General features: G+C 66.0%; 25 protein-coding genes and 1 tRNA gene. 10 read left to right on the top strand and 16 right to left on the bottom strand.

Annotation, left to right across the window (positions count from 1 at the left end; translation table 11 throughout):
• Window positions 1–62: 62 nt before the first annotated feature.
• The 4 genes from ACWCOP_RS07445 to ACWCOP_RS07430 all read right to left on the bottom strand — a co-directional run bounded on the left by ACWCOP_RS07445 (window position 63) and on the right by ACWCOP_RS07430 (window position 3,234).
• A complete protein-coding gene (locus tag ACWCOP_RS07445) occupies window positions 63–737 on the bottom strand; it encodes a fumarylacetoacetate hydrolase family protein (RefSeq protein WP_478250593.1) in 675 nt (224 codons plus the stop codon).
• Window positions 738–802: 65 nt separating this feature from the next.
• Window positions 803–1,594: a slipin family protein gene (locus ACWCOP_RS07440; protein ID WP_478250592.1), complete on the bottom strand. Its 792-nt coding sequence runs from the start codon at window positions 1,592–1,594 to the stop codon at window positions 803–805.
• Between the two features lie 28 nt (window positions 1,595–1,622).
• Window positions 1,623–3,035 (bottom strand): NfeD family protein, encoded by a 1,413-nt coding sequence (locus tag ACWCOP_RS07435; RefSeq protein WP_478250591.1) that lies wholly within the window; start codon window positions 3,033–3,035, stop codon window positions 1,623–1,625.
• 109 nt (window positions 3,036–3,144) lie between these two features.
• A tRNA-Ser gene (locus ACWCOP_RS07430) sits at window positions 3,145–3,234 on the bottom strand.
• A 206-nt stretch (window positions 3,235–3,440) separates the two neighbouring features.
• Here ACWCOP_RS07430 and ACWCOP_RS07425 point away from each other — a divergent pair.
• From ACWCOP_RS07425 to mazG, 7 genes are all read left to right on the top strand, one after another.
• Complete coding sequence (locus tag ACWCOP_RS07425; RefSeq protein WP_478250590.1) at window positions 3,441–3,968, top strand: septal ring lytic transglycosylase RlpA family protein; 528 nt, start codon at window positions 3,441–3,443, stop codon at window positions 3,966–3,968.
• 92 nt (window positions 3,969–4,060) lie between these two features.
• A complete protein-coding gene (locus ACWCOP_RS07420; protein ID WP_478250589.1) occupies window positions 4,061–5,221 on the top strand; it encodes a D-alanyl-D-alanine carboxypeptidase family protein in 1,161 nt (386 codons plus the stop codon).
• A 3-nt stretch (window positions 5,222–5,224) separates the two neighbouring features.
• Window positions 5,225–5,863, top strand: a complete 639-nt coding sequence (gene tmk, locus ACWCOP_RS07415; protein ID WP_478250588.1) for a dTMP kinase — start codon at window positions 5,225–5,227, stop codon at window positions 5,861–5,863.
• Complete coding sequence (locus ACWCOP_RS07410; RefSeq protein WP_478250587.1) at window positions 5,860–6,891, top strand: DNA polymerase III subunit delta'; 1,032 nt, start codon at window positions 5,860–5,862, stop codon at window positions 6,889–6,891. Before tmk ends, ACWCOP_RS07410 begins: the two co-directional genes overlap by 4 nt.
• An 8-nt stretch (window positions 6,892–6,899) precedes the next feature.
• A complete protein-coding gene (locus ACWCOP_RS07405) occupies window positions 6,900–7,685 on the top strand; it encodes a TatD family hydrolase (RefSeq protein WP_478250586.1) in 786 nt (261 codons plus the stop codon).
• On the top strand, window positions 7,682–8,557 hold the full coding sequence (locus ACWCOP_RS07400) for an MBL fold metallo-hydrolase (RefSeq protein WP_478250585.1): 876 nt from the start codon (window positions 7,682–7,684) through the stop codon (window positions 8,555–8,557). The genes ACWCOP_RS07405 and ACWCOP_RS07400 overlap by 4 nt, the downstream gene beginning before the upstream one ends.
• A 170-nt stretch (window positions 8,558–8,727) precedes the next feature.
• A complete protein-coding gene (mazG, locus tag ACWCOP_RS07395) occupies window positions 8,728–9,531 on the top strand; it encodes a nucleoside triphosphate pyrophosphohydrolase (RefSeq protein WP_478250584.1) in 804 nt (267 codons plus the stop codon).
• Window positions 9,532–9,559: 28 nt separating this feature from the next.
• Here the strand turns inward: mazG and hflX are convergent, their stop codons facing one another.
• From hflX to dusB, 9 genes are all read right to left on the bottom strand, one after another.
• Entirely contained in the window at window positions 9,560–10,897 is a 1,338-nt protein-coding gene (hflX, locus tag ACWCOP_RS07390) for a GTPase HflX (RefSeq protein WP_478250583.1), read from the bottom strand.
• Window positions 10,894–11,151 carry an RNA chaperone Hfq gene (gene hfq, locus ACWCOP_RS07385; protein ID WP_478250582.1) on the bottom strand — a complete coding sequence of 86 codons (258 nt, stop codon included), beginning with the start codon at window positions 11,149–11,151 and terminating at the stop codon, window positions 10,894–10,896. Before hfq ends, hflX begins: the two co-directional genes overlap by 4 nt.
• Window positions 11,152–11,259: 108 nt before the next feature.
• Entirely contained in the window at window positions 11,260–12,654 is a 1,395-nt protein-coding gene (locus ACWCOP_RS07380) for a potassium transporter TrkG (protein WP_478250581.1), read from the bottom strand.
• Between the two features lie 5 nt (window positions 12,655–12,659).
• Window positions 12,660–14,033 carry a Trk system potassium transporter TrkA gene (trkA, locus tag ACWCOP_RS07375; protein ID WP_478250580.1) on the bottom strand — a complete coding sequence of 458 codons (1,374 nt, stop codon included), beginning with the start codon at window positions 14,031–14,033 and terminating at the stop codon, window positions 12,660–12,662.
• Between the two features lie 22 nt (window positions 14,034–14,055).
• Window positions 14,056–15,465, bottom strand: coding sequence for a nitrogen assimilation response regulator NtrX (gene ntrX / locus ACWCOP_RS07370; protein ID WP_478250579.1), 1,410 nt, complete (start codon window positions 15,463–15,465; stop codon window positions 14,056–14,058).
• 6 nt (window positions 15,466–15,471) lie between these two features.
• On the bottom strand, window positions 15,472–17,694 hold the full coding sequence (locus ACWCOP_RS07365; protein WP_478250578.1) for a sensor histidine kinase: 2,223 nt from the start codon (window positions 17,692–17,694) through the stop codon (window positions 15,472–15,474).
• A 67-nt stretch (window positions 17,695–17,761) separates the two neighbouring features.
• Entirely contained in the window at window positions 17,762–19,030 is a 1,269-nt protein-coding gene (locus ACWCOP_RS07360) for a sigma-54-dependent transcriptional regulator (RefSeq protein ID WP_478250577.1), read from the bottom strand.
• The gene (locus ACWCOP_RS07355) at window positions 19,027–20,061 is read right to left on the bottom strand and encodes a two-component system sensor histidine kinase NtrB (RefSeq protein ID WP_478250576.1); all 1,035 of its coding nucleotides are present in this window, start codon (window positions 20,059–20,061) and stop codon (window positions 19,027–19,029) included. The genes ACWCOP_RS07360 and ACWCOP_RS07355 overlap by 4 nt, the downstream gene beginning before the upstream one ends.
• On the bottom strand, window positions 20,058–21,074 hold the full coding sequence (dusB, locus tag ACWCOP_RS07350) for a tRNA dihydrouridine synthase DusB (protein WP_478250575.1): 1,017 nt from the start codon (window positions 21,072–21,074) through the stop codon (window positions 20,058–20,060). The genes ACWCOP_RS07355 and dusB overlap by 4 nt, the downstream gene beginning before the upstream one ends.
• Before the next feature lie 57 nt (window positions 21,075–21,131).
• Between dusB and ACWCOP_RS07345 the strand changes: the two genes are divergently transcribed.
• Together ACWCOP_RS07345 and ACWCOP_RS07340 are read left to right on the top strand one after the other, a co-directional pair.
• Window positions 21,132–22,292, top strand: a complete 1,161-nt coding sequence (locus tag ACWCOP_RS07345) for a bifunctional 2-C-methyl-D-erythritol 4-phosphate cytidylyltransferase/2-C-methyl-D-erythritol 2,4-cyclodiphosphate synthase (RefSeq protein ID WP_478250574.1) — start codon at window positions 21,132–21,134, stop codon at window positions 22,290–22,292.
• 17 nt (window positions 22,293–22,309) lie between these two features.
• Window positions 22,310–22,795: a CinA family protein gene (locus ACWCOP_RS07340; protein ID WP_478250573.1), complete on the top strand. Its 486-nt coding sequence runs from the start codon at window positions 22,310–22,312 to the stop codon at window positions 22,793–22,795.
• 195 nt (window positions 22,796–22,990) lie between these two features.
• Here the strand turns inward: ACWCOP_RS07340 and ACWCOP_RS07335 are convergent, their stop codons facing one another.
• Window positions 22,991–23,710: a class I SAM-dependent methyltransferase gene (locus ACWCOP_RS07335; protein ID WP_478250572.1), complete on the bottom strand. Its 720-nt coding sequence runs from the start codon at window positions 23,708–23,710 to the stop codon at window positions 22,991–22,993.
• Between the two features lie 17 nt (window positions 23,711–23,727).
• On the opposite strand from ACWCOP_RS07335, the gene ACWCOP_RS07330 reads away from it, so the two are divergent.
• Window positions 23,728–24,657 carry a LysR family transcriptional regulator gene (locus tag ACWCOP_RS07330; RefSeq protein ID WP_478250571.1) on the top strand — a complete coding sequence of 310 codons (930 nt, stop codon included), beginning with the start codon at window positions 23,728–23,730 and terminating at the stop codon, window positions 24,655–24,657.
• A 19-nt stretch (window positions 24,658–24,676) separates the two neighbouring features.
• Here the strand turns inward: ACWCOP_RS07330 and rpsI are convergent, their stop codons facing one another.
• On the bottom strand, window positions 24,677–25,180 hold the full coding sequence (gene rpsI / locus ACWCOP_RS07325; RefSeq protein ID WP_478250570.1) for a 30S ribosomal protein S9: 504 nt from the start codon (window positions 25,178–25,180) through the stop codon (window positions 24,677–24,679).
• Window positions 25,181–25,182: 2 nt separating this feature from the next.
• Entirely contained in the window at window positions 25,183–25,647 is a 465-nt protein-coding gene (gene rplM, locus ACWCOP_RS07320) for a 50S ribosomal protein L13 (protein ID WP_478250569.1), read from the bottom strand.
• Window positions 25,648–25,829 lie beyond the last annotated feature (182 nt).

Raw genomic sequence — 25,829 nt, 5'->3', positions numbered from 1 at the left:
GGCGCGGACGCGAGGCGGCAAGCGCAGACCGGAAACCCCCGCATCAAGGCCTGAGGATGGGTTCAGACCAGGACGAAACTCAGCGGCATCAGGCCGTCTATGCGCGCCTCCACCCGGTCGCCACGCTCCAGGGCGCCGACGCCGGCCGGCGTTCCTGTGAAGATGAGATCGCCCGCCTCCAGCCTAACCAGAGCAGACAGGTGGGAGATGATCTCCGCGGTGCTCCAGATCATCTGGGCGAGGTCGCCGGTCTGCCGTGTCTGGCCGTTCACCGCAAGCTCTATCACGCCGGAATCCATGGCCGGGCAGGGCCTGAGCGCGCCGATCGGAGCGGACCCGTCAAATCCCTTGGCCATGTCCCATGGACGCCCCGACGCCTTTGCCGCGGCCTGCAGATCGCGCCGCGTGAGATCGACGCCCACCGCGCAGCCATAAACCAGGGAGCGGGCGGATTCCGGGCCAAGATCCGCGCCGCCGCCCCCCAGCGCCAGGACAAGCTCCACCTCATGGTGAAGGTCCTGGGTCGCGGGCGGGTAGGCGAGCGTTTCGCCGGAAAACACCGCATCGCGCGGCTTTGAAAAGAAGAAGGGCGGTTCGCGGTCCGGGTCTGACCCCATCTCCCGGGCGTGGTCGGCGTAATTGCGGCCGACGCAGTAAATGCGGCGCACCGGGAAATAACCGCCGCTCTCCACGGGCAGGGCGGTCTCCGGAGGCTGGGCGACTACGTAGCTGGTCATGATGGCGCCTTTCATGGACCCAGATTGGACCGGTCCATGATTCGGCTCAACGCGCTTGTGCCGGGCTAGTCTTCAGACGAGCCGGAGCCCTTGGTGGCGGCGAGGCCCGAAAACTGCTGCAACATGTCGATGGGCATCGGGAACACGATCGTCTTCGTACCTTCTCCGCCCAGCTCGGACAGCGTGCCGAGATAGCGGATCTGCATGCCGCCTTCCTGCTGACTGAGGATTTTCGCCGCCTCCGCCAGCTTTTGCGCGGCCTGCTGCTCGCCCTCGGCGGCGATGACCTTGGCGCGCCGCTCGCGCTCGGCCTCGGCCTGGCGGGCGATGGCCCGAATCATGGAGGGGTCGAGGTCCACATGTTTGATCTCCACATTGGCCACCTTGATGCCCCAGGCCTCGGTCTGGTCATCGAGGATCTTCTGGATATCGACATTCAGCTTGTCGCGTTCGGCCAGCATTTCGTCGAGATCATGCTTGCCCAGCACGCTGCGCAGCGTGGTCTGGGCCAGCTGGCTGGTGGCCATCCGAAAATCCTCGACCTGGTTGATGGCCTTCTGCGGATCGATGATGCGGTAATAAAGCACCGCGTTCACCTTCACCGAGACATTGTCCTGGCTGATCACGTCCTGGCTGGGCACGTCCTCGGCGACGGTGCGGATGTCCACCTTCACCATCTGCTGCAGGAACGGGATCAGAATGATAAGGCCCGGACCCGATGTCCCGGTATAGCGCCCCAGGGTGTAGATCACCGCGCGCTCATATTCGCGCAGCACCTTGAAGACCTGAAACAGAAGCGAGCCGGCGATCACCGCCAGCGCAATCCAGAACCCGATATTGATGCCGATGTCGGCCATGCCTGATCTCCTTCGCCGCGCGGGGCGGCTAGATTTTTTTCACCTTCAGCGTCAGTCCTTCGACGCCGATGACCTTGACCCTATCGTCGATTTGCAGCGAATCCTTGGACGTGGCGCGCCATCGCTCGCCGTCCACCTGCACATGCCCCCGGCCGCCCTCCCAGTCGAGCACGCGGCCCTCAAGCCCGATAAGGCCCTGCTCGCCGGTGGTGACCTTGCGTCCCTGTGAGGCGAGGCCGTAGCTCACCAGAAGGAAGGAGGCGAGGCCCAGCCCGGCCGTCGTGCCGGCGACCAGGCGCCAGTCCAGCCGGAATCCCTCCGCCTCGGTGTCCACCAGCATCAACGCGCCGATGGCGAACGCCGCCAGACCGCCAAGCGCCAGTAGGCCCGAGCTTGCAATGAACGCCTCGGCCACCAGAAGAGTAAGGCCAAGCACGATCAGCGCCGCTCCGGCATAGTTTAGCGGCAGGGTGTTGAGCGCATAGAGCCCGACGATCAGACAGATCACCCCGGCGATGGCGGTGATCGGCTCGAGACCGTTATAGAAGCTCACCAGAAGGCCGACGAAGCCCAGATTCATCAGGAGAAACGCAATATTGGGATCGGTGAGCACCGCCAGCGCCTCTTCAGCGAAGGTCTTTTCGATTCTTTCCACCGCGGCGCCCTCGAGGTCCAGCGCGACGACCTGGCCGTCAGCCAGGCTCACCTCGCGGCCGGAGGCCTGGGCTAAGACCTCGTCAAGGCTTGCCGCGACGATCTCAACGACACCTAGCTCCAGCGCCTCTTCGGCGGAAGCGCTTATGCCCTCACGCACGGCCGCCTCGGCCCATTGCGCGTTGCGGCCGCGCAAATCGGCCAGCGAGCGCATATAGGCGGCGGCGTCATTGACCACCTTGTTTCGAAGCGCCTGCTGATTGCCGGGTGCAGGGCTCGTATCTGCGCCGTCAGCGGCGTCGTCTTCGGGCGCGGTGTCGCCGCCGTCGTCTGAAGCAGGGGAGTCTGGAGCGGGCGAGGGCGCTTCCGGCGCTCCATCCGGCGCGCCGCCCATCTGGATCGGAGTCGCCGCACCGATGCTGGTGCCCGGCGCCATGGCGGCCAGATGGCTGGCGTAGGTGATGAACGCGCCTGCGCTCGCGGCGCGCGCGCCGGACGGAGAGACGTAGACGATGACGGGAACGGGGGAGGCCAGGATCGCCTGATTGATCTCCCGCGTCGACGCATCCAGACCTCCGGGCGTGTCCATGGTGACCACAAGGGCCGCCGCGCCTTCGCCCTGCGCCTCACCGATGGCGCGGGTGATATAGGCGGCGGTGGCCGGGCCGATGGGTCCGGTGAGATCCGCTATGAGCACGGAGGGCCCAGCCGCTTCCTGGCGCGCCAGGCCCGCCACGGCGGTCAGCATCACGCCGGCGACGACAAGCGCCGCCGCGGCCGCCCGCATGACCGTTCGCCCTGGATACTGCATGGCGACGTCTCCTCACCTTCCCTCGGTGAAAGGTAGGGCGTTAGAGGCGCAGCTTCCATATGCAATTGGTAAGAATCGGGGCGGATGGCGGAGGAGGAGGGATTCGAACCCCCGGAACGCTCTCACGCTCAACGGTTTTCAAGACCGCCGCTATCGACCACTCAGCCACTCCTCCGTCGCCGCAGGTTTAGCCGTCTTGACGCCGCTGGCGCAAGCGGAGAGGGCGGCGCGGCTTGGCGGCGCCGCCAGCCCTGATCCGCGCCGGTGGCTGACGCTGCGGGATTGTATAAGTTCCGGCCTCTTTTCCGCCCCAACAAACCGGCTGTATGGTGCGCGGGAACGATCCGCCTGAACGATCCGCAGAAGTGAGGGCCTTCATCCGTGATTTTCCGCGCCGCGTTTTTAACCGCGACGATCCTCAGCGTTTCTGCGGCCTTGAGCGCCTGCGCAGGCTCGCCTGAGGCTGGCGAAGAAACCAGCCGACCGGCGGCGCGCGTCTTCACCCCGCCTGTGTTCGAGGCGATCGCGCCCCAGTTGGAGCCGCCGCGCTCCGTGGAAGAGGGGATGGCCAGCTGGTACGGGCCCGGCTTTCACGGCAATCTCACCGCCAGTGGCGAAGAGTTTGATCAGGCCGCGTTGAGCGCAGCCCATCCCACGCTGCCGCTGCCGACCCTGGCGCGCGTGACGCGTCTTGACACCGGCGCCAGCGTGCTGGTCCGGATCAATGACCGGGGCCCGTTTGTTGGAGATCGGGTCATTGATCTCAGCCGCGCCGCCGCCGAGGCGCTGGACTTCATAAATGACGGCGTTGCGCCGGTGCGCATAGAGGCGCTCGGCCCGCCGGATGCAGCCGACCGGGCGGCGGCTCCGGTATTCTTCGACCCGGCGGTCGGCCCGCCTTCAGGCTGATGGCGCCCGTGCCGGACGCCGCGCTCTGGCCAAGGTTTGTTTCAATCGTTCGGGCTCGCCCGAATTCCGCTCCCAGACTACAGGTTCTCGCCATGCGCCCACTGTTCATCCCCGCCGCGCTTTTCCTCGCCGCCCTTCTTCCCACCGGCTTTTTCTCTACTGGGGCGCTGTCGCAAGGCTTCGACACCCGCGCCAGCCACGCCGTGATCATGGATTATGAGTCCGGCGACATGCTGTTCTCCAAGAATGGCGAAGAGCCGATGCCGCCGGCCTCCATGTCCAAGCTGATGACGGCCCTGATGGTGTTTGAGGCGCTGGAGAGCGGCGAACTGTCCATGGAGACCGAGCTTCCCGTCAGTGAGAACGCCTGGCGGCGAGGGGGCTCGGCGTCCGGGTCCTCCACCATGTTTCTCGACGTCGGGTCGCGGGCCACCGTGCGCGACCTTTTGCAGGGCATTATCGTTCAGTCGGGAAATGACGCCTGCATCGTGGTCGCCGAGGCCATCGGCGGCACCGAAGAGAATTTCTCCGACATGATGACCGAACGCGCCCGCGAACTTGGCCTTGAAAGCGCGAACTTCGCAAACTCCACCGGCTGGCCTGATGCCGATCACCGCATTTCCGCTTCCGACCTGGCGCGGCTGGCGCGACATATCATCGAGGAGCACCCCGCCTATTACGGCATCTACGCGCAGGGAGAGTACACCTATAACGGCATCCGCCAGTTCAACCGCAATCCGCTTCTGGGCCTGTTTCCCGGCACTGACGGGCTGAAAACCGGTCATACATCGCAGAGCGGCTACGGGCTTGTGGCCTCCGCCGAGCAGGACGGCGAGCGGCGCATCGTGGTGTTCAACGGCATGGAGTCCAACCGTGCCCGCGCCGACGAGGCCGAGCGACTGATGCGTGCGGCGTTCAACGAGTTTGAAATGGTCCGGATCATCGAGGCGGGGGCCCAGCTGGGCGAGGCGGACCTCTATATGGGCCAGTCTGAAACGGTGGCCTTGCGCGCCGCTGAGGGCCTGAGCGTCGGCATGCACCGCCGGACCATGGACGATTACACCGCCGAAATCGTCTATGAGGGGCCGGTCCAGGCGCCGGTGGTGGAAGGCGACCGGATCGCCCGGCTGGTGATCACCCTGCCCGACGGTCATACGCGTAGCGTGCCGCTGGAGGCGGCGGCGAGCGTGGAGCGCAAGGGCATGTTCGGCCGCGCCGGCGCCGCGCTGGTCCAGATGATCAGGGGCGGCTAAGCCGTGCCGGCGCAGGGCCTTTTCATAACGCTTGAAGGCGGCGAGGGGGCCGGCAAAACGACGCTGGCCGCCACACTGGCTGCTAAGCTGGAGCGCGACGGCCTCGAAGTGGTGCTCACCCGCGAACCGGGCGGCACCCCTAACGCCGAAGCCTTGCGCGCGCTTCTGGTGGAGGGCGAAACAGGGCGCTGGTCGCCCATGGCCGAAACCCTTTTGATGTTCGCCGCTCGGCTGGACCATGTGGAACGCCTGGTGAAGCCGGCTCTGGAGCGAGGCGCGGTGGTGATCTGTGACCGCTTTACGGATTCCACCCGCGCCTATCAGGGCGCGGCGGGCGGCGTCGACGCCCTTCGCATCGAAGCGGTGCGCATGGCGGCGCTGGGCGATTTTGAACCTGACCTGACCTTCATCGTCGACCTGGATCCTGCGGTCGGTCTGGCGCGTACGCGCACACGGGGCGAAACCGAGACCCGTTTCGAGCGACAGCCGGGCGCCTTCCACACCGCGTTGCGGCAAGCGTTTCTGGACATTGCATCAAACGCGCCGGAGCGCTGCGTCGTGCTGGACGGCGCACATCCGCCGCAAATCGTGGCCAGAGCCGCGCAGAAAGCTCTTTCTGAGCGCTTCGGGGTGCTGGCGTGAGCGATATCCCTGAAGCCGACCGCGAAGGCGAGCTCAGCCATCCGCGCCATGTCTATGATCTGTTCGGTCACGCAAAGGCCGAGGCGGACATGGCCGGCGCGCTTGAAAGCGGGCGCATGCATCACGCCTGGATGATCACCGGCCCGAAAGGTGTCGGCAAAGCGACGCTCGCCTGGCGCCTGGCGCGCCGGGCTCTTGGCGCCGCACCGGCGGGCGAAGGGCTCGCCTGTGATCCGGGCGACCAGGAATGCCGCCGCCTTGAAGCGATGTCCCATCCGGACTTTCTGCTGATCCGGCGTCCCTTCAACGACAAGACCAAAAAGCTGAAAGGCGAGATCACCGTGGAGGAGGCGCGCCGCGCGCCGGCCTTCTTCTCCCGCAGCGCCAGCGGCGGCCGGTACCGCGTCGCGATCGTGGACGCCGCCGACGACATGAACATCAACGCCGCCAACGCGCTCCTGAAGACACTTGAAGAGCCGCCGCGGAACGGTCTGCTCCTTTTGGTGGTCAACACGCCCGGCCGGCTGCTTCCCACGATCCGGTCGCGCTGCCGGCGCCTGTCCCTACGGCCACCCCCGGTGGACGAGACCACCGCCTGGCTGACACAGGTCCGTGGCGTTGACGCCGCGGACGCCGCGCGTGCTGCGGCTTTGGCCAGCGGTGCGCCGGGGCGCGCTCTGGCTCTGGTGGAGCTGGGCGCCTCAAAGCTGAAAGATGATATAGACCAGGCCCTTGCGCAGCTTCCTTCGCTTGACCGTCTAGCGGCGGAGCGCCTTGCCGCCAACGCCGGGAAGAAGGACGGCGAGGCGTTCAAGCAGATCCTGATGGATTTCCTGCTCACCTACGCCCAGGACCGTGCCCGAAGCCTGGCGCTGGGAAACGCGGGCCCGGAAAGCGCCGGCCGCTGGGTCTTGGCGGCGGACGGGCTGACAAGACTGGCGAGGGAGAGCGAAACCCTCTATCTCGATCCCAAACAGACCGTCTACGCCGCGTTCGCGCTGTTGCAGGACGCGGCCGCCGCAGCCTGACGAGCGCCATGCTGATCGACACTCACATCAATATTCACGGCGATGATTACGCCGAGGACCTGCCCCAGGTGCTGGAGGCGGCGCGCGCCGCGGGCGTATCGCCCATGATCGCGATCTGCTGCCGGCTCACCGACTTCGATGCGGTGTCGAAAATCGCCGAGGCCCATGACGACGTCTACTGCACGATCGGCGCCCATCCCCACCACGCCAAGGACCGGCCGGACATCACGGCCGATGAGTTGCTGGAAATCGCCCGCCATCCCAAGGTCGTGGCCATTGGCGAGACGGGGCTGGATTTCCATTACAATCATTCGCCGGAAGCTGAGCAGTATCAGAGCCTTCGCGCCCATATCGAGGCGGCGCGCCGCGCCGATTTGCCGCTGATCCTCCATTGCCGCGAGGCGGATGACAAAATGGCGGACCTCTTGGAGGAGGAAATGGGGAAGGGGGCGTTTCGCCCGCTTTTGCACTGCTATACCGGCGGGGCCGGGCTTGCCAGGCGCGCCGCGGCGCTGGGCGCTTATTTCTCGGCGTCGGGGATCATCACCTTTAAAAAAGCCGGGGATGTCCGCGAAGTGTTTCGCGACGTCGTGCCCGATGACCGCGTGATCGTGGAGACCGATTGCCCCTATCTTGCGCCCGTTCCGTATCGGGGCCGCAGGAACGAACCGGCTTACTTGCCGCACGTCGCAGAAAAGCTTGGTGAAATCAAAGGCTGGACGGTCGAGGAAACCGCAGCGCGGACCACCGCCGCGGCCCTGGCCTTGTTCACCCGGATCAAGGCGCCGGCATGAGCGGCCAGGCGGGCGAGGGCGCGGTCCTTCGGGCGCTCATCCTGGGCTGCGGCTCCTCGGGCGGCGTGCCGCGCATCGACGGCGACTGGGGCGCCTGCGATCCAGGCGAACCTAAAAACCGCAGGCGCCGCTGCAGCTTGCTGCTGGAACGAAGTGTGTCGCTGGAGGCGCTGGACACAGGCCACGCGACGCGCGTGCTCATCGACACAAGCCCGGATCTGCGCGAGCAGATGCTGGCCGCCAGATCACCGCAGATCCACGCAGTGGCTTTCACCCACACCCATGCCGACCAGTGCCACGGCATCGATGACGTGCGCGCTCTGGTCTATCAGCGCCGCGAACGCCTTCCGGCGATCATGAGCGCCGCGACCCGTCGTGATTTGCTGGCGCGCTTTGGGTATATCTTTGAAACTCCGGCGGGCTCGGGCTATCCGCCCTTGCTTATCTCACGGGAGCTCGCCAGCGGCGATTTCACCTCGATTGAGGGGCCGGGCGGCTCGCTGAAGATTCGGCTTTTCGATGTGGAGCATGGCGGCGCGGCCTGTAGCGGCGTGCGCGCCGGACCCTTGGCCTATACGCCAGACGTGAACGGGCTCGGAGACGCCGCTTTTGAAGCAATCGCCGGCTCCGGCGTCTGGATCGTTGACGCACTGCGCGAGCGTCCGCACCCAAGTCACGCCCACCTGGATCAGTCGCTGGAATGGCTCTCACGCGTACAGCCCTCGCTCGGCGTGCTGACCAACCTCCACATCGATTTGGACTACCGAGCGCTGCTGCCGCGTCTGCCGCGGGGCGTGCGGCCGGCCTATGACGGGCTGAGCGTCACAATGAGTGAAGCCACCGGCGCCGTGATCCGCGCAGACCCGGTCTGACGCCATATGTATTACTTAGGAGATCGCGTTCTACGATATCATTTGTTTCTCATAATATATCTTATGCGAGTTTTATATGTGCGGTCACGGGGCGGCTTTGGCGCCCTCGCACTTGCGCCCACGCGGCCCTAGACTGAGCGCTCTGATTCCCGCATCTGCGAGCGCGCCCGATGACCGTCCCGGCCCAACCCCGTTCCATCGACCGTCTCATCGCCGTGATGGCCAGGCTGCGCGATCCCGCCGGCGGCTGCCCCTGGGATCTGGAGCAGGACTTTCGCTCCATCGCGCGCTACACGATCGAGGAAGCCTATGAGGTCGTGGACGCCATTGAGCGCGCCGACATGGCCGATCTGAAGGAAGAGCTCGGCGATCTCCTCCTCCAGGTCGTGTTCCATTCGCGCATGGCCGAGGAAGCCGGTGATTTTCGCTTCGAGGACGTGGCTGACGCCATCGCCGAGAAGATGATCCGGCGTCACCCCCACGTGTTTGGAACAGCCCAGGAGCGCGATTCTGAGAGCCAGACGCGCGCCTGGGAGGCCCAGAAGGCCGCCGAGCGCGCGGCCAAGGGCGGCGAAGACGTCTCGGTGCTTGCCAATGTGCCGGTCGCCCTGCCCGCGCTGACGCGCTCTGAAAAGCTGATGAAGCGCGCAGCCCGCGTCGGTTTCGACTGGCCGGATGTGGAGGGCGTGATGGCCAAGATCGATGAAGAGCTGGCCGAAGTGCGAGGAGCGGTCGCCGAGGGCGACCCGGCGCAGATTCACGAAGAGATCGGCGATCTGCTGGCCACCGTGGTCAATGCGGCGCGCAAGCTGGGCGTTGATCCAGAAGCCGCGCTACGCGACGCCAACGCCAAATTTGAACGCCGATTTCGCGCTGTGGAACAGCAGCTTAAAGACAAAGGTTCAAGCGTTCAGGAAGCCGATCTGGACGCCATGGAGGCCGAGTGGCTGACCGCGAAGCGCAGCGGGCTTTAGACTCGCAGTCGGCGTCGGGATCGCTGACCTAATGCGCTGCAGCGCGCTCGGGGGCGATCTCCAGGCCCTTGAACTTGCGGCGGAAGCGTCCGGCGTCGGGCGGAGTAAGGCGCGCTGCGGCGAACGTGTCGCCGGTCTCTTCGTCGATCCGCTCTTCGATGACTTCACCGTTCTCATGGATCCAGGCGAGCGCGGCGGCGTCGGCGGGCGTTACCTTGATGCGAAGCACCAGGTCATTGGCCGCAAGCGCCTGCTCCACAAGCACCATAAGCGCGCCCAGCCCCTCACCCGTCGCCGCTGAAGTCAGCACCGAGGGCGGGCGGTCGGGACGGCTTGGCAGGCGGGTGCGCCAGCGCAGATCCTCATAGCTTTCCGCGTCCAGTCGGTCGGCCTTGTTCCAGGCTTCGATCACGATCTGGTCGTGGGCCGAGCCGGCGTTTAGGGCGTCCAGCACCGCTTCCACATCGGCCTTTCGGCCGTCATTATCAGGGTCGGCGATGTCGCGCACATGGACCAGCACATCAGCTTCCACCACCTCTTCAAGGGTCGCGCGGAAGGCGGCGATCAGCTCGGTGGGCAGATCGGTGATGAACCCCACCGTGTCGGACAGGAGGATCTTGCGGCCCGACGGCGTGCGCACGGCGCGCGTGGTGGGATCCAGTGTCGCGAAGGGCATGTCCTTTGCCAGAACCCTGGATTTGGAAAGGGAATTGAAGACGCTGGACTTACCTGCGTTTGTGTAGCCCACAAGCGCCACAGTGGGCCACGGCGCGGCCTGGCGGCGTTTGCGGTGGAGCTGGCGGGTGCGTTTCACCTCGTCGAGTTCGCGGCGCAGCTTGGCCATCTTGTCGGCGAGGATGCGGCGGTCGGTCTCGATCTGGGTTTCGCCTGGACCGCCCATGAAGCCCTGACCGCCGCGTTGGCGTTCCAGGTGGGTCCAGGTGCGCACCAGACGCGAACGCTCATAGGTGAGGCGCGCCAGCTCCACCTGCAGGCGCCCTTCCCGGGTCTGGGCGCGTCGGCCGAAGATTTCCAGGATCAGCCCGGTACGGTCTATGACCTTCACCTTGAGGGCTTTTTCAAGATTGCGCTGCTGGACAGGCGACAGCGCAGAATCGATCACCAGGACATGGGCTCCGATATCCTCGATGTGCACACGCAGCATCTCGACCTTGCCCGAGCCGAAGAACGTGCCGGGCTCAAGCTTGCGCACCGGTTCGATGCGCGCCTCTACGGGCTTCAGGTCAAGGGCTTCAGCAAGGCCGGCGGCTTCTTCCAGGCGCGCTTCAGCGCGCTCGGTCCCGGTCCCCGAGAACTGGGGATGGATGACGAAGGCGGTTTCGACGTCGGGGCGGCGATTAATCAATCCGCGCTTTCTCCATCCTCTTCTTCACGTTCAAACAGCTGAACCGGCTGGCTCGGCATGATCGTGGAGATGGCGTGCTTGTAGACCAGCTGAATCTGACCTTCGCGGCGCAGCAGCACGCAGAAATTATCAAACCAGGTGACGACGCCTTGGAGCTTCACGCCGTTGACCAGGAAAATGGTCAGCGGTGTCTTGCCCTTGCGCACGGTGTTCAGGAAGACGTCCTGAAGGTTCTGCTTTTTATCGTTAGACATCGGCCTACTTCGCAATTGTTCGTCGGGGCTCTGGGCATGCGGCCCTGTCTTCAAAGAGGTAAACAGGCTCGCGCTTCGCTGCAACCGCGAAACGCGGGCCGTCCCCTCTCAGTCTCGGGCGAAAATAACATAGATCGCGGCTGCTGCGGCAAGCACTTCAAGACGCCCGGCGACCATCAATAGCGCGCTGACGATAAGCGCCGGCGGCGGCAGGGTCGCGAAATCGGCCCCGGCCGGCGGCCCCATATTGGCGAGGCTGGCTGCGGCGACGCGCCAGGCGGGCTCAAACTCCGCCCCCGCAAGCGTGATCGCCACGGTTCCAAGACCCAGGGCCACGGGAAACGCCAGCGCATAAACCCAGACCCCGGCCAGCGCCTCATCAGCGACCGGTCGCCCCCCGAAACGCGTTCGCACCGCCGCTGAAGGATGGGAGAGCACCGAAAGCTCGCCGCCCGCCCGCCTGAGCAGCAGCAGGATGCGCGGCATCTTCACACCGCCCGAGGTGGAGATGGTCGATCCGCCCACCAGCGCCAGAAACAGCAACACCGCCACTGGGAGGGTCCCGGCCTCAACCGTTTGAAAGCCCGCAGTGGAAATGGCGAAGAACCCGTCAAGCACGCCGGCCGGAAACGCGGCCGGGCCGGAAAAGATCAGGGCGGCGATCCCGCAGGCGCCCGCCACGGCCGCCATGGCGCGCAGCTCTCCTGTTCCGCGGGGCATGCGGAACCGCGAAAGCCATTCATACATCACCGCAAAATTCCACGCGCCGGCCAGACACAGCAGGCTCAGCACCACAATGCTGGGTGCGGGAAGCCACCCGGCCAGAGCACCCGATTGCGGCGCCAGACCGGCGGTGGCGACGCCCGAGAGCGCCAGGCAAATCGCATCAAACGGCGCAGTCCCGGTGCTGATGAGCAAAACCGCGCCGAGCGCCGTGACCAGACCGTAGACCGAGCCCAGCCGCCTGAATCCACGACCGAAATTGGTGAACAGGTCCGCCCGCTCCACGGTGAGAAGGCTGGTTCGGCGAAGACCGACCCCGCGCCGATCGAGGGCTGCAAACACCGTCGCGGCCAGAACAACGCTCGCCAGTCCGCCAAGCCAGGCGAGATAGCAGCGCCACAAGATCACCGATCTGGAGACATCTTCGGGCGCGCCGAGCACGGCGCCGGTTGTGGTCATGGACGCATAAGCCTCAAACACGCCCTGCACCGCGCCGCCGGCGCCGGCCGCCAGGGGCGCGGCGGCCAGCAGCGGGACCAGAAGCCAGCCGTAGAACGCAAGGCGCAGCGCCGCCGCCGCGCCTGCAGGGCGTTCAAGATTGGCTGTGCCGGCGAGGATCGCCCCGCCGATGAACAAGCCGCACACCGTGGTGATGAAGAAGCCGCGCGCGGCCGCCGAATCGCCTTCAAGCCCGGCGAGCGCGATGAACGGGCCGGCGCTGGCGCCGATCACCGAGGCGCACCAGCCAAGAGCGCGAAACAGGCGGGGCGATAGCTGCATGACGCCTAGAAGTATTCCAGGCTGACACGGAACATGTGTTCGACCTTCGGGACCGAGGCCTTGAGCGCGAAGAAAACGACGCGGTCGTTCTCCTCGATCCTGACCGCGTCGCGGGAGAAGAAGACCTTGTCGCCCCGCACCACGGCGCCCACCGCCACGCCCTCTGGAAGATCAAGGTTCTTGAGTGATTTGCCCACAAGCGGCGAAGTCGAAAGCGCGACCCCTTCCAGCGCCTCGGCGGCGCCGCCGGCCAGGGTCTGCAGCCCGGTGATCCGCCCGCGCCGAATATGCTGGAGGATGGTGGACACCGTCACCGCGCGCGGATCAATGAACACGTCGATATCCAGCGCAGCCTTAACCGGGTTGAAAGCCTGATCGTTCACCAGGCACAGCGCCCGCGCCGCCCCTTCCCGCTTGGCCATCACCGCCGAGAGCAGATTCACCTTGTCGTCATTGGTCAGGCACAGGGCCAGCTCGCTGTCCTCGATACCGGCCTCACGCAGCACGTCGCGATCAAGCCCGTCGCCATGCAGAACCACGGTGCGCCGCAACGCATCGGCGGCGCGTTCGGCCTGGGCCTTGTCGCCTTCGATGAGGCGCACCCTCACCCCGCCGACCCGTTCCAGCGCGCGCGCAACATAAAGCCCGATATTGCCCGCCCCGATGATCACCACGCGCCGGGCGCGCTGCACCGAGCGGCCGAAGACATCCAGCGCGCGTTTCACATGGCCGGCGGCGAGGCTGACATAGACGTCGTCGCCGGGCATGAGCGGATCGCCGCCTTCTGGAATGAAAAGGGTCTTGTCCCGGTGGATTCCAAGAATGTCGAACCCCAGATCAGGAAATAATTCAAGGATCTGGTCCCTTGAGCTTCCAGCAACCGGCGAAGTCTCGTCCACAGTGAGGCCCAGCAGCTGCACGCGCGAATTGGCGAAGGGCGCGGTGGCGAAGGCGCCGGGCGTCTCCAGCCGCTGCAGGATCGAACGGCTCACCTCAAGCTCGGGAGAAATCGTGACGTCGATGGGCAGCGCGCCCTGGCTGAACAAATCGCCCCAGCGCTTGTCGAGATAGCTTTGCGCACGCACACGCGCGATGCGCGTCGGGGTTTCGAACAGGGAATGGGCGACCTGGCAGGCCACCATGTTGGTCTCGTCCGAATAGGTCACGGCAACCAGAAGATCGGCGTCGGCGACTCCGGCTTTTTCTAGAACGTCAGGGTGCGCGCCGTGGCCAACCACGCCGCGGACATCCAGATCGGTGGTGATCTTGTCGATCAGTTCGCGCGACCAGTCCACGACGGTCACCGAATTGCCCTCGGCGGCCAGCTCCCGCGCGATGCCGTACCCGACGCGGCCCGCGCCACACACGATTGCCTTCATGAAAATGGTTCCCTGGCCGCGCCTAGTCGGCCGATTCGGCGTCCGGTTCGTCGGCTCCGCGCGGAGAGCCGTTGACGCCCAAGGTCTTCAGCTTGCGGTGCAACGCCGACCGCTCCATCCCGATGAAGCTGGCCGTGCGCGAGATATTGCCCCCGAAACGATTGATCTGGGCCTTAAGATATTCGCGTTCGAACTTCTCACGGGCATCGCGAAGCGGCAAGGCGATCATGCGTTCAGCGTCGAAGCCGCCGGTTTCACCGCTATTGCGGCCCGCTACTTCGGACGGCAGGGAGTCCAGCGTCACCGGATCGTCAGGATCGCCGGTGGCCAGGATCAGGACTCGCTCCACATTATTGCGAAGCTGGCGCACGTTTCCTGGCCAGTCATGGGCCTGCAACGCAGCCATGGCGTCCTCGCCGATACGCCGGCGCGGCAGGCCGGACATGGCGGTCAGGCGCTCGATGAAATGCTCCACCAGCATGGGGATGTCGTCGCGCCGCTCCGAAAGCGAGGGCACCTCCAGGGGCACCACGGCCAGGCGGTGATAGAGATCCTCGCGGAACCGTCCCTGGGAGATCAGGCCGCGCAGCTCGCGCGCGGTGGAGGACAGAACGCGCACATTCACTTCCACATCGGCGGCGCCGGCCAGGCGCTTGAAGCGCTGCTCCACCAGCATGCGCAATAGCTTGCCCTGGGTCGCAAGGGGCATGTCCCCCACCTCGTCCAGAAAGAGCGTCCCGCCATGGGCCTGCTCCAGAAGGCCGACGCGTTCCACCTGGCCGCCCTGCTCGGACCCGAACAATTCCTGCTCCACGCGTTCAGGATCCATCATCGCGGCGCTCACCGGCACGAAGGGGCCGTCAGCCCGCAGCGATCCGGCATGGATGAGCCGCGCGATCAGCTCCTTGCCGCACCCCGGCGGGCCGGAGATCAGCACGCGCGAATTGGTCGGCGAAACCCGGTCCACCGTCTGGCGAAGGATCGCGGCGGCGGCCGATTTGCCGATCAGCTCGCTGTTCATGCCGCTCTTGGCGCGCAGCTCTTCGTTTTCGCGGCGCAGCTTGCTGGTCTCCAGCGCGCGCTCGACGGTCACCAGCAATTTGTCGGACTTGAACGGCTTTTCAATAAAGTCGTAGGCGCCCTTGCGGATGGCCGCCACCGCCGTCTCGATCGTGCCGTGGCCGGAAATCACCACCACCGGCAGGGCGGGATCGGCGCGCTTGATCTCGTCCAGCAGCTCGATGCCGTCCAGACGCGAGCCCTGGAGCCAGACGTCCAGGACGGCCAGGGCCGGCTTCCGCTGGCGGATCGCGGCGAGTGCGGCGTCGGCGTCCGCGGCGTAGCGGGCCTCATATCCCTCATCCTCGAGCAATCCACCGATCAGCTCGCGAATATCGGCCTCGTCGTCCACGATGAGAATATCTTGAGCCATCTTGGGTCACGCCTCCGCACGCGCAGACGCACCAGAGGCGTCCGCATCGGGTTCAAGCAAGGGAAAGGCCAGCCGGACGATCGCGCCTGTGTCGCCGTCCGCCGGATCGTCCAGTTCGAGCCGGCCGCCATGGTCCTCCATGACCCGGCGTACGATCGCCAGACCCAGGCCTGTGCCCTTCTCGCGCGTGGTCATATAGGGCTCGGTCAGGCGCAACTTGTCAGCGCTCGGCCATCCAAGGCCGTCGTCTTTCGCTTCGATCACGCCGAAGCCGTTCTCGCGATAGACCTTCACGGCGATCTGCCCGCCCGATTTGGCGCCGTCGGTCTCCATACGGGCCGAGACGCTTTCCGCCGCGTTCTTCAGGATGTTGGCCAGCGCCTGGGAGGCGAGCCGTGAGTCGCACTCCACGTGGATCGGCGCGGAGGGCGCGGTGAACGGCAGGCGGATCGACGGGGCGGCGACCCGCTGGGCGAAGACGGCCGAGCCTGCGATCTCGATCAGGTCGGCCTGCTCCATTTTCGGCGACGGCATCCGGGCGAAGGCGGAGAACTCGTCCACCATGCGGCCGATATCGCTGACCTGGCGCACGATCGTTTCGACGCACTTGTCGAAGATCTCAAGACCCTTTTCGTCCACCTGGCCGCGATACTTACGCCTAAGCCGCTCGGCGGACAGCTGGATCGGAGTGAGCGGGTTCTTGATCTCATGGGCGATCCGGCGCGCCACATCGCGCCAGGCGGCGTTGCGCTGGGCGGCGACCAAGCGCGTCACATCATCGAACGTGATCACCAGCCCGCCGTCCTCGTCATGGCCGGCGCGCACATTGAGATGAACCACCGAACCGTCTTGGGACGGAAGGTCGATCTGGCGTTCGGCGATTTCATCGGGCCGCTTGATGACATCGTTCACCACGGTATGGAAAACCGGCGCCGCCTCATCAAGCTGGCGCCCGACCAGCTCATCCGGCTCACAGCCCAGAAGCTGCGCCGCCGAGCGGTTCACCAGGCTCACCCGGCCCGTACCATCAAGACCGATCACCCCGGCGCTCACCCCGGTCAGCACCGCCTCGATGAAGGCGCGCCGGCGTTCCGACTGGTCATTGGCCTCCACCAGCTCGCTTCTCTGGGTGGAGAGCTGGCGCGTCATCCGGTTGAAGGCACGGCCGAGCGCGGCGATTTCGTCGTCATCGCGGGCCACCTCGACGCGCGCCTCAAGATCGCCTCGGCGCACCCGTTCAGCCGCCGCCACCAGGCGGCTCACCGGCGTGACGACGCTGCGCGCCGCCGACAGAGCCAACCAGACAGCGCCCACGAAGATGAGCGCGGCGGTCAGGGCGTAGACGAAGAAGAAGCCTTCGCGCATCTGGCCCTCGCGCGCCTCGGCTTCACGGTAGGAGTTGGTCATGGACTCCCACGCCGACAGAAGCGAAAAATCCACGTACCAGACTGAATAGAGATAGAGATCTTCGGTATCTGGAATCTTCACCAGCAGGCGCACATAGTCCGGCGCGTTCGCGCGCACCTGAGGGTCGGACGCGCCGATATCGCCGTCCATGGCGAACTCATACATCGCCACCGACGGCGCCACATAGTCCGGAGCGTCGGGCGCGCGATCGGCGCGGGCCAGAACGGCGGCCTGACCATTGATCACGTAAACCGCCGGAAAGCTGCGCAGGCGCGCCTGCTGCGACAGATACTGGCGATACCGTATACGCTGATCGCGAAGGGCGCTCTGGGCGTCAGGAAAGGAGAGGTCTCTGGACAGGCCAAGAAGCTGGATCTGGGCGGTTCGCATGGCGACCTGCGGCCATTCACGGGCGAGGTCGGCGGAGCTTTCCACCACGGCGTTCACCGGTTCGCCAAACCAGAATTCAATCCCGCGCCCCAGAACAAGGGCGTGAAACCCCGCCATCAGAATGGCGGGCACCACCGCCGCCACCGCGAACAGTGTAATGAAGCGCATCTGCAGGCGCGGGGCGGGCTCGCCGAAGCGCCGGCCGCGCAAATGGCGGCTGGCTCTGAAGGCGACCGAAGCGCCCAACGCGCCCACCAGCGCCACTTCCACCACCAGGCATGCGGCGAAGACCCAGCCTCCAGGGCCGAAAACGCCCTCGCCGCTGACCGCCATCAAGGCGAGCGCGACCGCGCCGAGGCTGGCGACGACGAAACCGGTTCCGAAAAAAGAGATGCGCCGCATGGCGCGCGGCGCCGCCAACAAGCCGTTCAAGCAAAGCGCTCCCTTATCCAGACCTGAGCATGAGCCAACTGTGACCCAGTTTCAACGACTGTGACATTCAGGGCGCATCTTCATCCGCGCCGTCAAGACCAAGGGCCGATATCCGCCTTGCGAATGTGTTGCGATTCATGCCCAGACGGAGCGCCGCGTCCTGACGAATCCCGCCGGTCTCTTCCAGAGACGCCCGGATGAGGCCGGTCTCAAGGGCGGCCATCGCTCGCGCGGCGAGATCATCGCCGGGGCCGGCCGATGCGAAATAGCGCGCGGCGGCGTCCTGAAGCGCCGTGTCCGGGTCGGCGGCGCGCGGCGCGGCGCGGGCGGCCTCGATATCGCCCGGACCCACTTCGCCCGGAACGCCAAGGGCTGCGATGCGCTCAGCAGTGCGCTTCAGCTCCAGAACCTCGCCGGTCCAGCCCAGCGTATTGACCAGCGCCGCCCCGTCCTCGCTCAGGCTGAACCGGTCCGCCCCGGCTTTCGCCAGAAAATGACGAAACAGGAGCGCGCGGTCCTCGCCCCGGCTGCGCAAGGGCGGAATGTCCAGCAACCCGACCGCCAGCCGGTCAATCAGGACCGCAGGCAAAGCGGTGCGCACATCGCTGTGGGCGGTGACGATCAGGCGCGGGGCGCCGGGCGTGTCTGATTCAAGGCGCTCAAGCACGCGGCCTCTGGTGCGCGCATCCCACGCCTCGGCCCGGCGCAGCAGGATGGCGTCCGCCTCCTGGTCCAGAATGTCAGGAAGATCGCGGAGACGCTCCGGTCCCGCTTCCACAAGGGCCGAATCGCGCCCAGATTCCCGGTGAAGGACGCGGGCGAACGCGCCCCGGCCCGATCCGTCCGGTCCCACGATCAGCACCGGATCGCGGCGCTTGGCCAGTCGCCCCAGCGAGCGGAACGCCGCCTGCATGGCGGCGGAGCGCCCGACAAGGCCGCCAAACCCTTCGCGCTCGCTACGCGGCCGGTGGGGCGGCCGCTTCAGTGCTCTCTCAAGGATATCCACCAGGTCGTTGAGATCAAACGGTTTTGCAAGATACTCAAAAGCGCCGCGCTTGGCCGCGCCGATGGCGGTCGCCGCAGTGGTCTGCGCGCTCATCACCACGACCGGGGCGTCGGGGCGGACGCGGGCGATCTCGTCGAGGCGCTCCAGGAAGTTCTCGCGGCCAAGAAGCACATCGGCCACCAGTGCGTCGGCGTCGCCGGCGGTCATCCGGTCCACCGCCGTTTGCGGCGATGCGGTGGAGCGCACTTCAAAACCTGCGCGCGACAACGCCTTGGAAATCACCAGGCGCAGCGAATCGTCGTCTTCAAGGATCAGGATACGGTGGCTCATCGGCCCGCCTCGCGCAGATAGAGGTGGAACAAGGTCCGGCCCGGCTGGCTGGAGAACTCCACCCCGCCGCCATGCAGTTCCGCGATCCGCGACACCAGGGCCAGCCCAAGTCCTTCCCCCGCGGGCTTGCCTGTGACGAACGGGTTGAACACCGCCTCCTGAAGATGATCGGGCACGCCCGGTCCTTCGTCGAGGACCTGAATCTCAAGGCGCGCGTCAGGAGCAGGCCCGCCGGGACGTGCACTGCGATAGCGGGTGGAGACACTCACGGCGCCGCCCTGCTCCTGCACCGCCTCGGCGGCGTTGATCAACAGATTGAGCACCGCCTGCAACACCAGATCGCGATCGGCTTCTGCGTCGGGGATCGAGGGATCAAAATGCTCCTCGAAGGTGACGCCTTCGGCGGCCCCGGCGGCGGCGGAGCGGACCGCCTCGCGCACCAGGGCATGGAGATTGACCGGCTGGAGCGGTCCAGGCGTCAGCTCGCCGATGCCGCTCCAGCGCTCGGCGATGCGGCGCGCCCGGTCGAGCTCGGAGACGATGAGCCCGGCGAGTTCGGCGATTTCTTCGTCGTCGCTCTGGGCGATGAGCTGGGCGGCGCCGCGGGCCCCCGCGATGGGATTTTTCAGCTCGTGAGAGAGCATGCGGCCAAATCCGGCCGCCGCGTTCGCCGCCGTGTCCCCGCGCGGGCTGGCGCCGCTTTCCGGCCAGGGCCGCAAGCACACGCAGGCCCCCTCGCCCTCCGGCGCGGCGTCTATGGACAGCCGCACCAGCGCATCCGGTAGCGAGATCGGCAGATCGTGGGCGACGACGCCGCGGGCCTCCTTCACCGCGCGGCGCGCCAGCGCGTCGGCGGCGGCGCCCACCGGTCCGGCGTCCGCCAAGGGCGCGCCGGACAGCTGTTTGCGCGAGCGCCCGATCAGGGTTTCAGCACTGTCATTGATGAAGATGATCCGGCCCTCGCCATCGACCAGAACAAGACCCACCGGCGCAGCTTCGGCGGCCCGGACACCCGGATCAAAACCGCTCACGCGGCGTCTCGCACATCGCCGCACGCAAAAGCGGAGAGCGCGTTCAGCGCATCGTCCAGGGTCGCGGCCTTGCACAGCCGCGCCCGCCATTGGCGCGCCGTTTCCGGATCAGGCTCGGCCCAGTCTACAAAGCTGGCGAAATGCTTGCGCATGCACCGGACGCCGAGCGCCTCGCCGTAGAGCGACGCAGCATCGCGCGCCGCGTCTGAAAGGCTGGCGGCGCCCTCCTCGCGGCTCGGCTCCACAAGGGCGCCGCCGCTTAGAAGGCTGCCGGCGACCGCGCCGGGCAGCCAGGGCCGCCCATGGCTGGCACGTCCGATCATCACCGCGTCCGCGCCGGAGGCCAGAAGCGCGGTGCGCGCGTCTTGCGGCGTCTTGATGTCGCCGTTCACCACCAGGGGAATGGAGATCGCCTCGCGCACACCGGCGACCGCGCTCCAGTCGGCCTGTCCTGTGTAGAATTGCTGGCGCGTGCGGCCATGGACGGTGATCATGCGGATCCCGGCGGCTTCGGCGCGGCGGGCGAGTTCGGGCGCGTTGATCGTCTCATGGTCCCAGCCCAGACGCATTTTCAGCGTCACCGGGACCGAGACCGCGTTCACCGTCGCCTCGATGAGGGTAAGCGCATGATCAAGATCGCGCATCAGCGCCGAGCCGGAGAGGCCGCGCGTCACCTGCTTGGCGGGGCAGCCCATATTGATGTCGATGATTTCAGCGCCGGCGTCTTGCGCCAGCCGCGCGCCCACATCCATCCATTTTGCTTCGCGGCCGGCAAGCTGCACCACATGGGGGCCGCATGACGCGTCGGCGGCCATGCGCCGGATCACGTCTTCGCGGCCCTGAGCCAGGGTTTCGCAGGCGACCATTTCAGACACGACCAGCCCCGCGCCAAAGCGATAGGCCTGGCGGCGGAACGGCCAGTCGGTGACGCCGGACATGGGCGCGAGCAGCACCGGGCGCTCCACGCGCACCGGACCGATATGAAACCCGCCATGTTTCGCCGTCATCTGCATGGGAGTAGGCCATAGCGCGTCTGGACGCGCCGTTCCAGACGCCGTAACGCTTGGGCCATGTCAAAGCTTGGATTCTCAGCCCTGATCGTCGCGGCCGGGCGCGGTGAACGCGCCGGCGGCGGCGTGCCCAAACAGCTGCGCACCCTGGCCGGAAAGCCGGTGCTGGCGTGGTCGGTGGAGCGGTTCAAGACCCATCCAGACTGCCGCGAGATCATCATCGCCATTGCGCCGGGCGAGCAGGACGCCATCAAAACCGCCCTTGGTCCGCTGTCGGGCGCCGTGCGCCTTGTGGAGGGCGGCGCCAGCCGCACCGCCTCGGTGCGCGCGGCTCTGGCCGCCGCCGGAGAAGACCGGGTGATGATCCATGATGCGGCGCGCCCTCTTCTCACCGCCCGGATCCTGGACGATCTCGCGGCCGCGCTTGATGACGCCGAGGGCGCCGCGCCGGCTCTGGCCTTGAGCGATGCTCTGGTGCGCGACGGCGAGGCCGGCGTCGAGGCGGTGGATCGTACCGGGCTCTGGCGCATGCAGACGCCCCAGGCGTTCCAGACCGCGCCCTTACGCGCCGCGTTCAGTAAGGCCGGCGAAACCGACTTTCCCGACGAGGTGTCGCTGGCGCGGGCCGCCGCGATCGAAGTCGTTCTGGTCCCCGGCGATGAAGCCAATTTCAAGATCACCTGGCCGGACGATTTCGCCCGCGCCGAGGCGCAGCTGCGCGCCGATGGCGCAACGCCTGCCGCAGCGGTGACCGTGAGCGGTCTGGGCTATGACGTGCACCGCTTGGCGCCGGGCGACGGTGTACATCTGTGCGGTGTCTTCATCGCCTGCAATCTGCACCTCATCGGCCATTCCGACGCCGATGCCGGCCTTCACGCCATCACAGACGCGCTTCTGGGCGCGGCTGGGCTTGGCGATATCGGTGATCATTTTCCGCCTACGGACGAGCGATGGCGCGGCGCGGACAGCGCCATGTTCCTGCGTCACGCCGTTGGAATCGCGGCTGAAGCGGGCGCGTCGCCGGTCCATTGCGACGTCACCCTGATCTGCGAGCGCCCGAAGATCGGCCCGCACAAGGCGGCCATGAAAGCACGCGTCGCAGAGCTGTTGCAGCTCGCCCCGGCAAGGGTGAACATCAAGGCCACCACCACCGAACAGCTCGGCTTCACCGGCCGGGGCGAAGGCCTCGCCGCCGAAGCCGTGGTCACCGTCAGGATCTAGAACGAAGGGCGATCCTCATGGATGCAAGCTCAGATCTCGCCGCACAGGTGCTCGATCTCGCCCGTGAGCAAGACGTGAAGCTGGCGATGGCTGAAAGCTGCACCGGTGGACTGGTGAGCGCGGCGCTGACCGGGATTCCAGGCTCCTCCAGCGTCGTGGATCGCGGCTTTGTGACCTATTCCAACGAAGCCAAATGCGAGCTGCTTGGCGTGCCGATGATATTGATCGAGACCCATGGCGCGGTGAGCGAAGACGTCGCCCGCGCCATGGCCGAGGGCGCGTTGGCGCGTAGCCACGCCCAGCTTGCCGTGTCGATCACTGGAGTGGCCGGACCCGGCGGCGGAACGAACGCCAAGCCGGTGGGCCTGGTCTGGTTCTCGCTCGCCGGCGCCGGGCGCAAGACGCAGACCCTGGAGCGGCGCTTCGGCGATGTGGGCCGCAGCACGGTGCGCGACTTGAGCGTGGAGACCGCGCTCTCACTGTTTCGCGACGCGCTGGGCTGAGCAAGGAGTCGCTCACGCCTTAGGGCGTAGCGAGAGATGAACAGCTTCAGGACCGGACCGCCGCGCCCCACGACAACAGGCGATGGATTTCCTCCAAATAAGCGAGACTGATATCCGCATAACCGCCAAGCGGTCACAACGCCGTGTCCGGTTCGCGCGTTGAGCGTGGAGACCACCCCACCTCGTTCAGGCGTGCTAGGCTGAGCCGGAGCGGCGCGCAACGAAGAACACCGCCATGGCTTTGCGGGGCCGGAAGCGCTGGACGATCTCGAAACCGGCCGCCTCGATCTCACTTCGAAGCTGCTCCTCTTTGAACACGGCGGCCCAGGGCGCCGCGCCACACAGGCGCATCACTGGAAGAATCGGGCGCATGAAAGCCATCCGGTCGGCGATGCAGGCTGTGCTGCTGATGAAGTAGCCGCCTGGCTTGACCAGTTCACGCAGCTTTGAGAGGGCGGCGGACCGGTCGCGTATCAGATGCAAGAGGCTCATGGCCAGGACGGCGTCAAAGGGCTGCGTCGCTCGGATGTCTTCAAGCGCCCGGACTTCGAAGCTCACGTTCTGGATCCGGGTGGAGTCAACGCGGCTCCAGGCAAATTCGATCATGCGCTCGGAGTAATCGGTGGCGATCACCTGACGCACGCGCGGCGCAAGCGCGACGGCCGTTCCACCCGTGCCGCAGCCCACTTCGAGCAGGCGGTCGTCGGCGGTGAGATAGCGGCGCGTGATCGCCAGCTTTTCCTCATACGCGGCCTCGTCGGAAATCGGCGTGCGAAAATACTTCGCCGCCAAGGCGTTCCAGAAATCAGCGTCTTGCATTGTGGGCGTCCTTTTGCGGCGCAACCGTCTTTCGCCGTGTAGTCGCCCCTGTTTTAGCCATGCATATATCTTCAATAAAGACGCATCGAAGAACATCTGATATACGTAAAACGATGAACTGGGGTGCGATCGATTTTGACTGGAATCAGGCCCGCGCCTTCCTGGCTGCGGTTCAGACGGGGTCGTTTTCCGCCGCCGCACGGACGCTGGGACAGACCCAACCGACAATTTCACGCCAGATCTCAGCGCTGGAGACCGCGCTTGGCGTGGTTCTGTTCGAACGCAGCCGGCGAAGCCTGACACCCACGGACACGGGGCTTGCGCTTGCTGAGCACGTGCGGGCCATGGCCGACGGCGCCATTGCGGTTCGCCTGGCCGCGACGGGCCGCTCGGATGCGGTGGAAGGGCTGGTCACGATCACGGCCACAAGCCTCTTCGCCTCGCGTCAGCTGGCGCCGGTCGTGGCTGAGATCCGCCGGGAATTTCCCGGCATCGACCTTGAGATCACCGCGTCGAACGCCCTTCAGGATCTCAAGCGCAGGGAAGCCGACATTGCAGTGCGCCACGCGCGGCCGACACAGGCTGACCTTATCGGTCGGCTGATCGGGGAAACCACGGCGTATCTGTGCGCTACGCCAGCTTATTTTGATCGATGCGGACGGCCGCGCAGCCTTGCGGATCTGACGCACCATGAATTCATCGGATTTGACCAGTCCGAACGCACGGCTGAGGGCCTCGCCTCTCACGGTCTGACGATCGACCCGGCGACCATACGTACCTTTAGTACGACGGGAGAGGTGCAGGTCGCCTTGTGCCGCGCCGATGTCGGCCTGTTGGTCGCCGCCACTGACCTGATCCATGAAGAAGGGTTTGAGCCGATCCTGCAGGACCAGTTCCGGGTGGACGTGCCCACATGGCTCGTCGCGCACCGTGAGCTCAACACCAGCCGACGTATCCGCCTCGTCTTCGACGCGTTGGCCGACCGGCTTTCCACACAAAAGAAACGGGCGGCTCCCGGAGGAACCGCCCGTGTAACAAGATAGCCGTAAGATCCAGTAAGGCTTAGCGCTTGGAGAACTGGAAGCTGCGGCGGGCTTTCTTGCGGCCGTACTTCTTGCGTTCGACCACGCGGGAGTCGCGAGTCATGAATCCGGCGGCTTTCAGAACCCGGCGCAGGCCCGGCTCGTAATTGACCAGGGCGCGCGACAGGCCGTGACGCACCGCGCCGGCCTGGCCGGAAAGCCCGCCGCCGGTGACCGTGGCGAACACGTCGAACTGGTCGACGCGCTCGGCGGTTTCGAACGGCTGGGCGATCACCATACGCAGCACGGGGCGCGCGAAATAGACCTCTTGATCGCGGCCGTTGACGACGATCTTGCCGTTGCCCGGCTTGATCCAGACGCGCGCAATGGCGTTCTTGCGCCGGCCGGTCGCGTAAGCGCGACCGTGCTCATCGATCTTGGGTTCGACGACGATTTCTTCTTCCGGGGCTTCCGGAACAATGTCAGACCCGGCGTCCTGCAGCGCGGATTTCAGGTCATCGAGGGAACGAGCTTGCTCAGCCATTCTCAGCTCCGCGCATTCTTGGTGTTCATGGATTTGAAGTCGACGACTTCAGGGCTCTGGGCCTCATGCGGATGCTCAGGCCCCGCATAGACGCGCAGCTTGGAGAATTGTCCGCGGGCCAGCGGGCTTTCCTTGGGCAGCATGCGCTTCACAGCCGCTTCGAGCACGCGCTCGGGGAACTGGCCCTCGAGCACTTTGCGCGGGCTGGTTTCCTTGATGCCGCCGGGATGTCCGGTGTGGCGATAGTAGCGTTTGTCGTTAAGCTTGCGCCCGGTGAACACCACCTTGTCCGCATTGATCACGACGACATGGTCGCCAGTGTCCACATGGGGGGTGAAGTCGGTACGGTGCTTGCCGCGGAGACGGGTGGCGATGTAGGCGGCGAGGCGGCCGACAATAGCCCCCTCGGCGTCAATCACGATCCACTTGTTCTCGACGTCCGCGGGCTTTGCGGTAAAGGTCTTCATCGCGTCAGCCTTGGGTCAATTGCGTGTACGCGGAGGCCCACCCCCCGCGTGAAGAGCGCGCTTGTTACGCGCGCCACGCTTACTCGTCAACTGCTGTTGTGAAAAACGTGTGAAGTGAAGCAGTTAGCAGTGCGGTATTTGAGTACCGCATAATTCATGAGCCCGGTATATTCAAGCGCTTG

Source organism: Apolloniradiicaulis salifontis, assembly GCF_053756655.1.
This window is presented reverse-complemented; position numbering and strand designations above follow the sequence as displayed.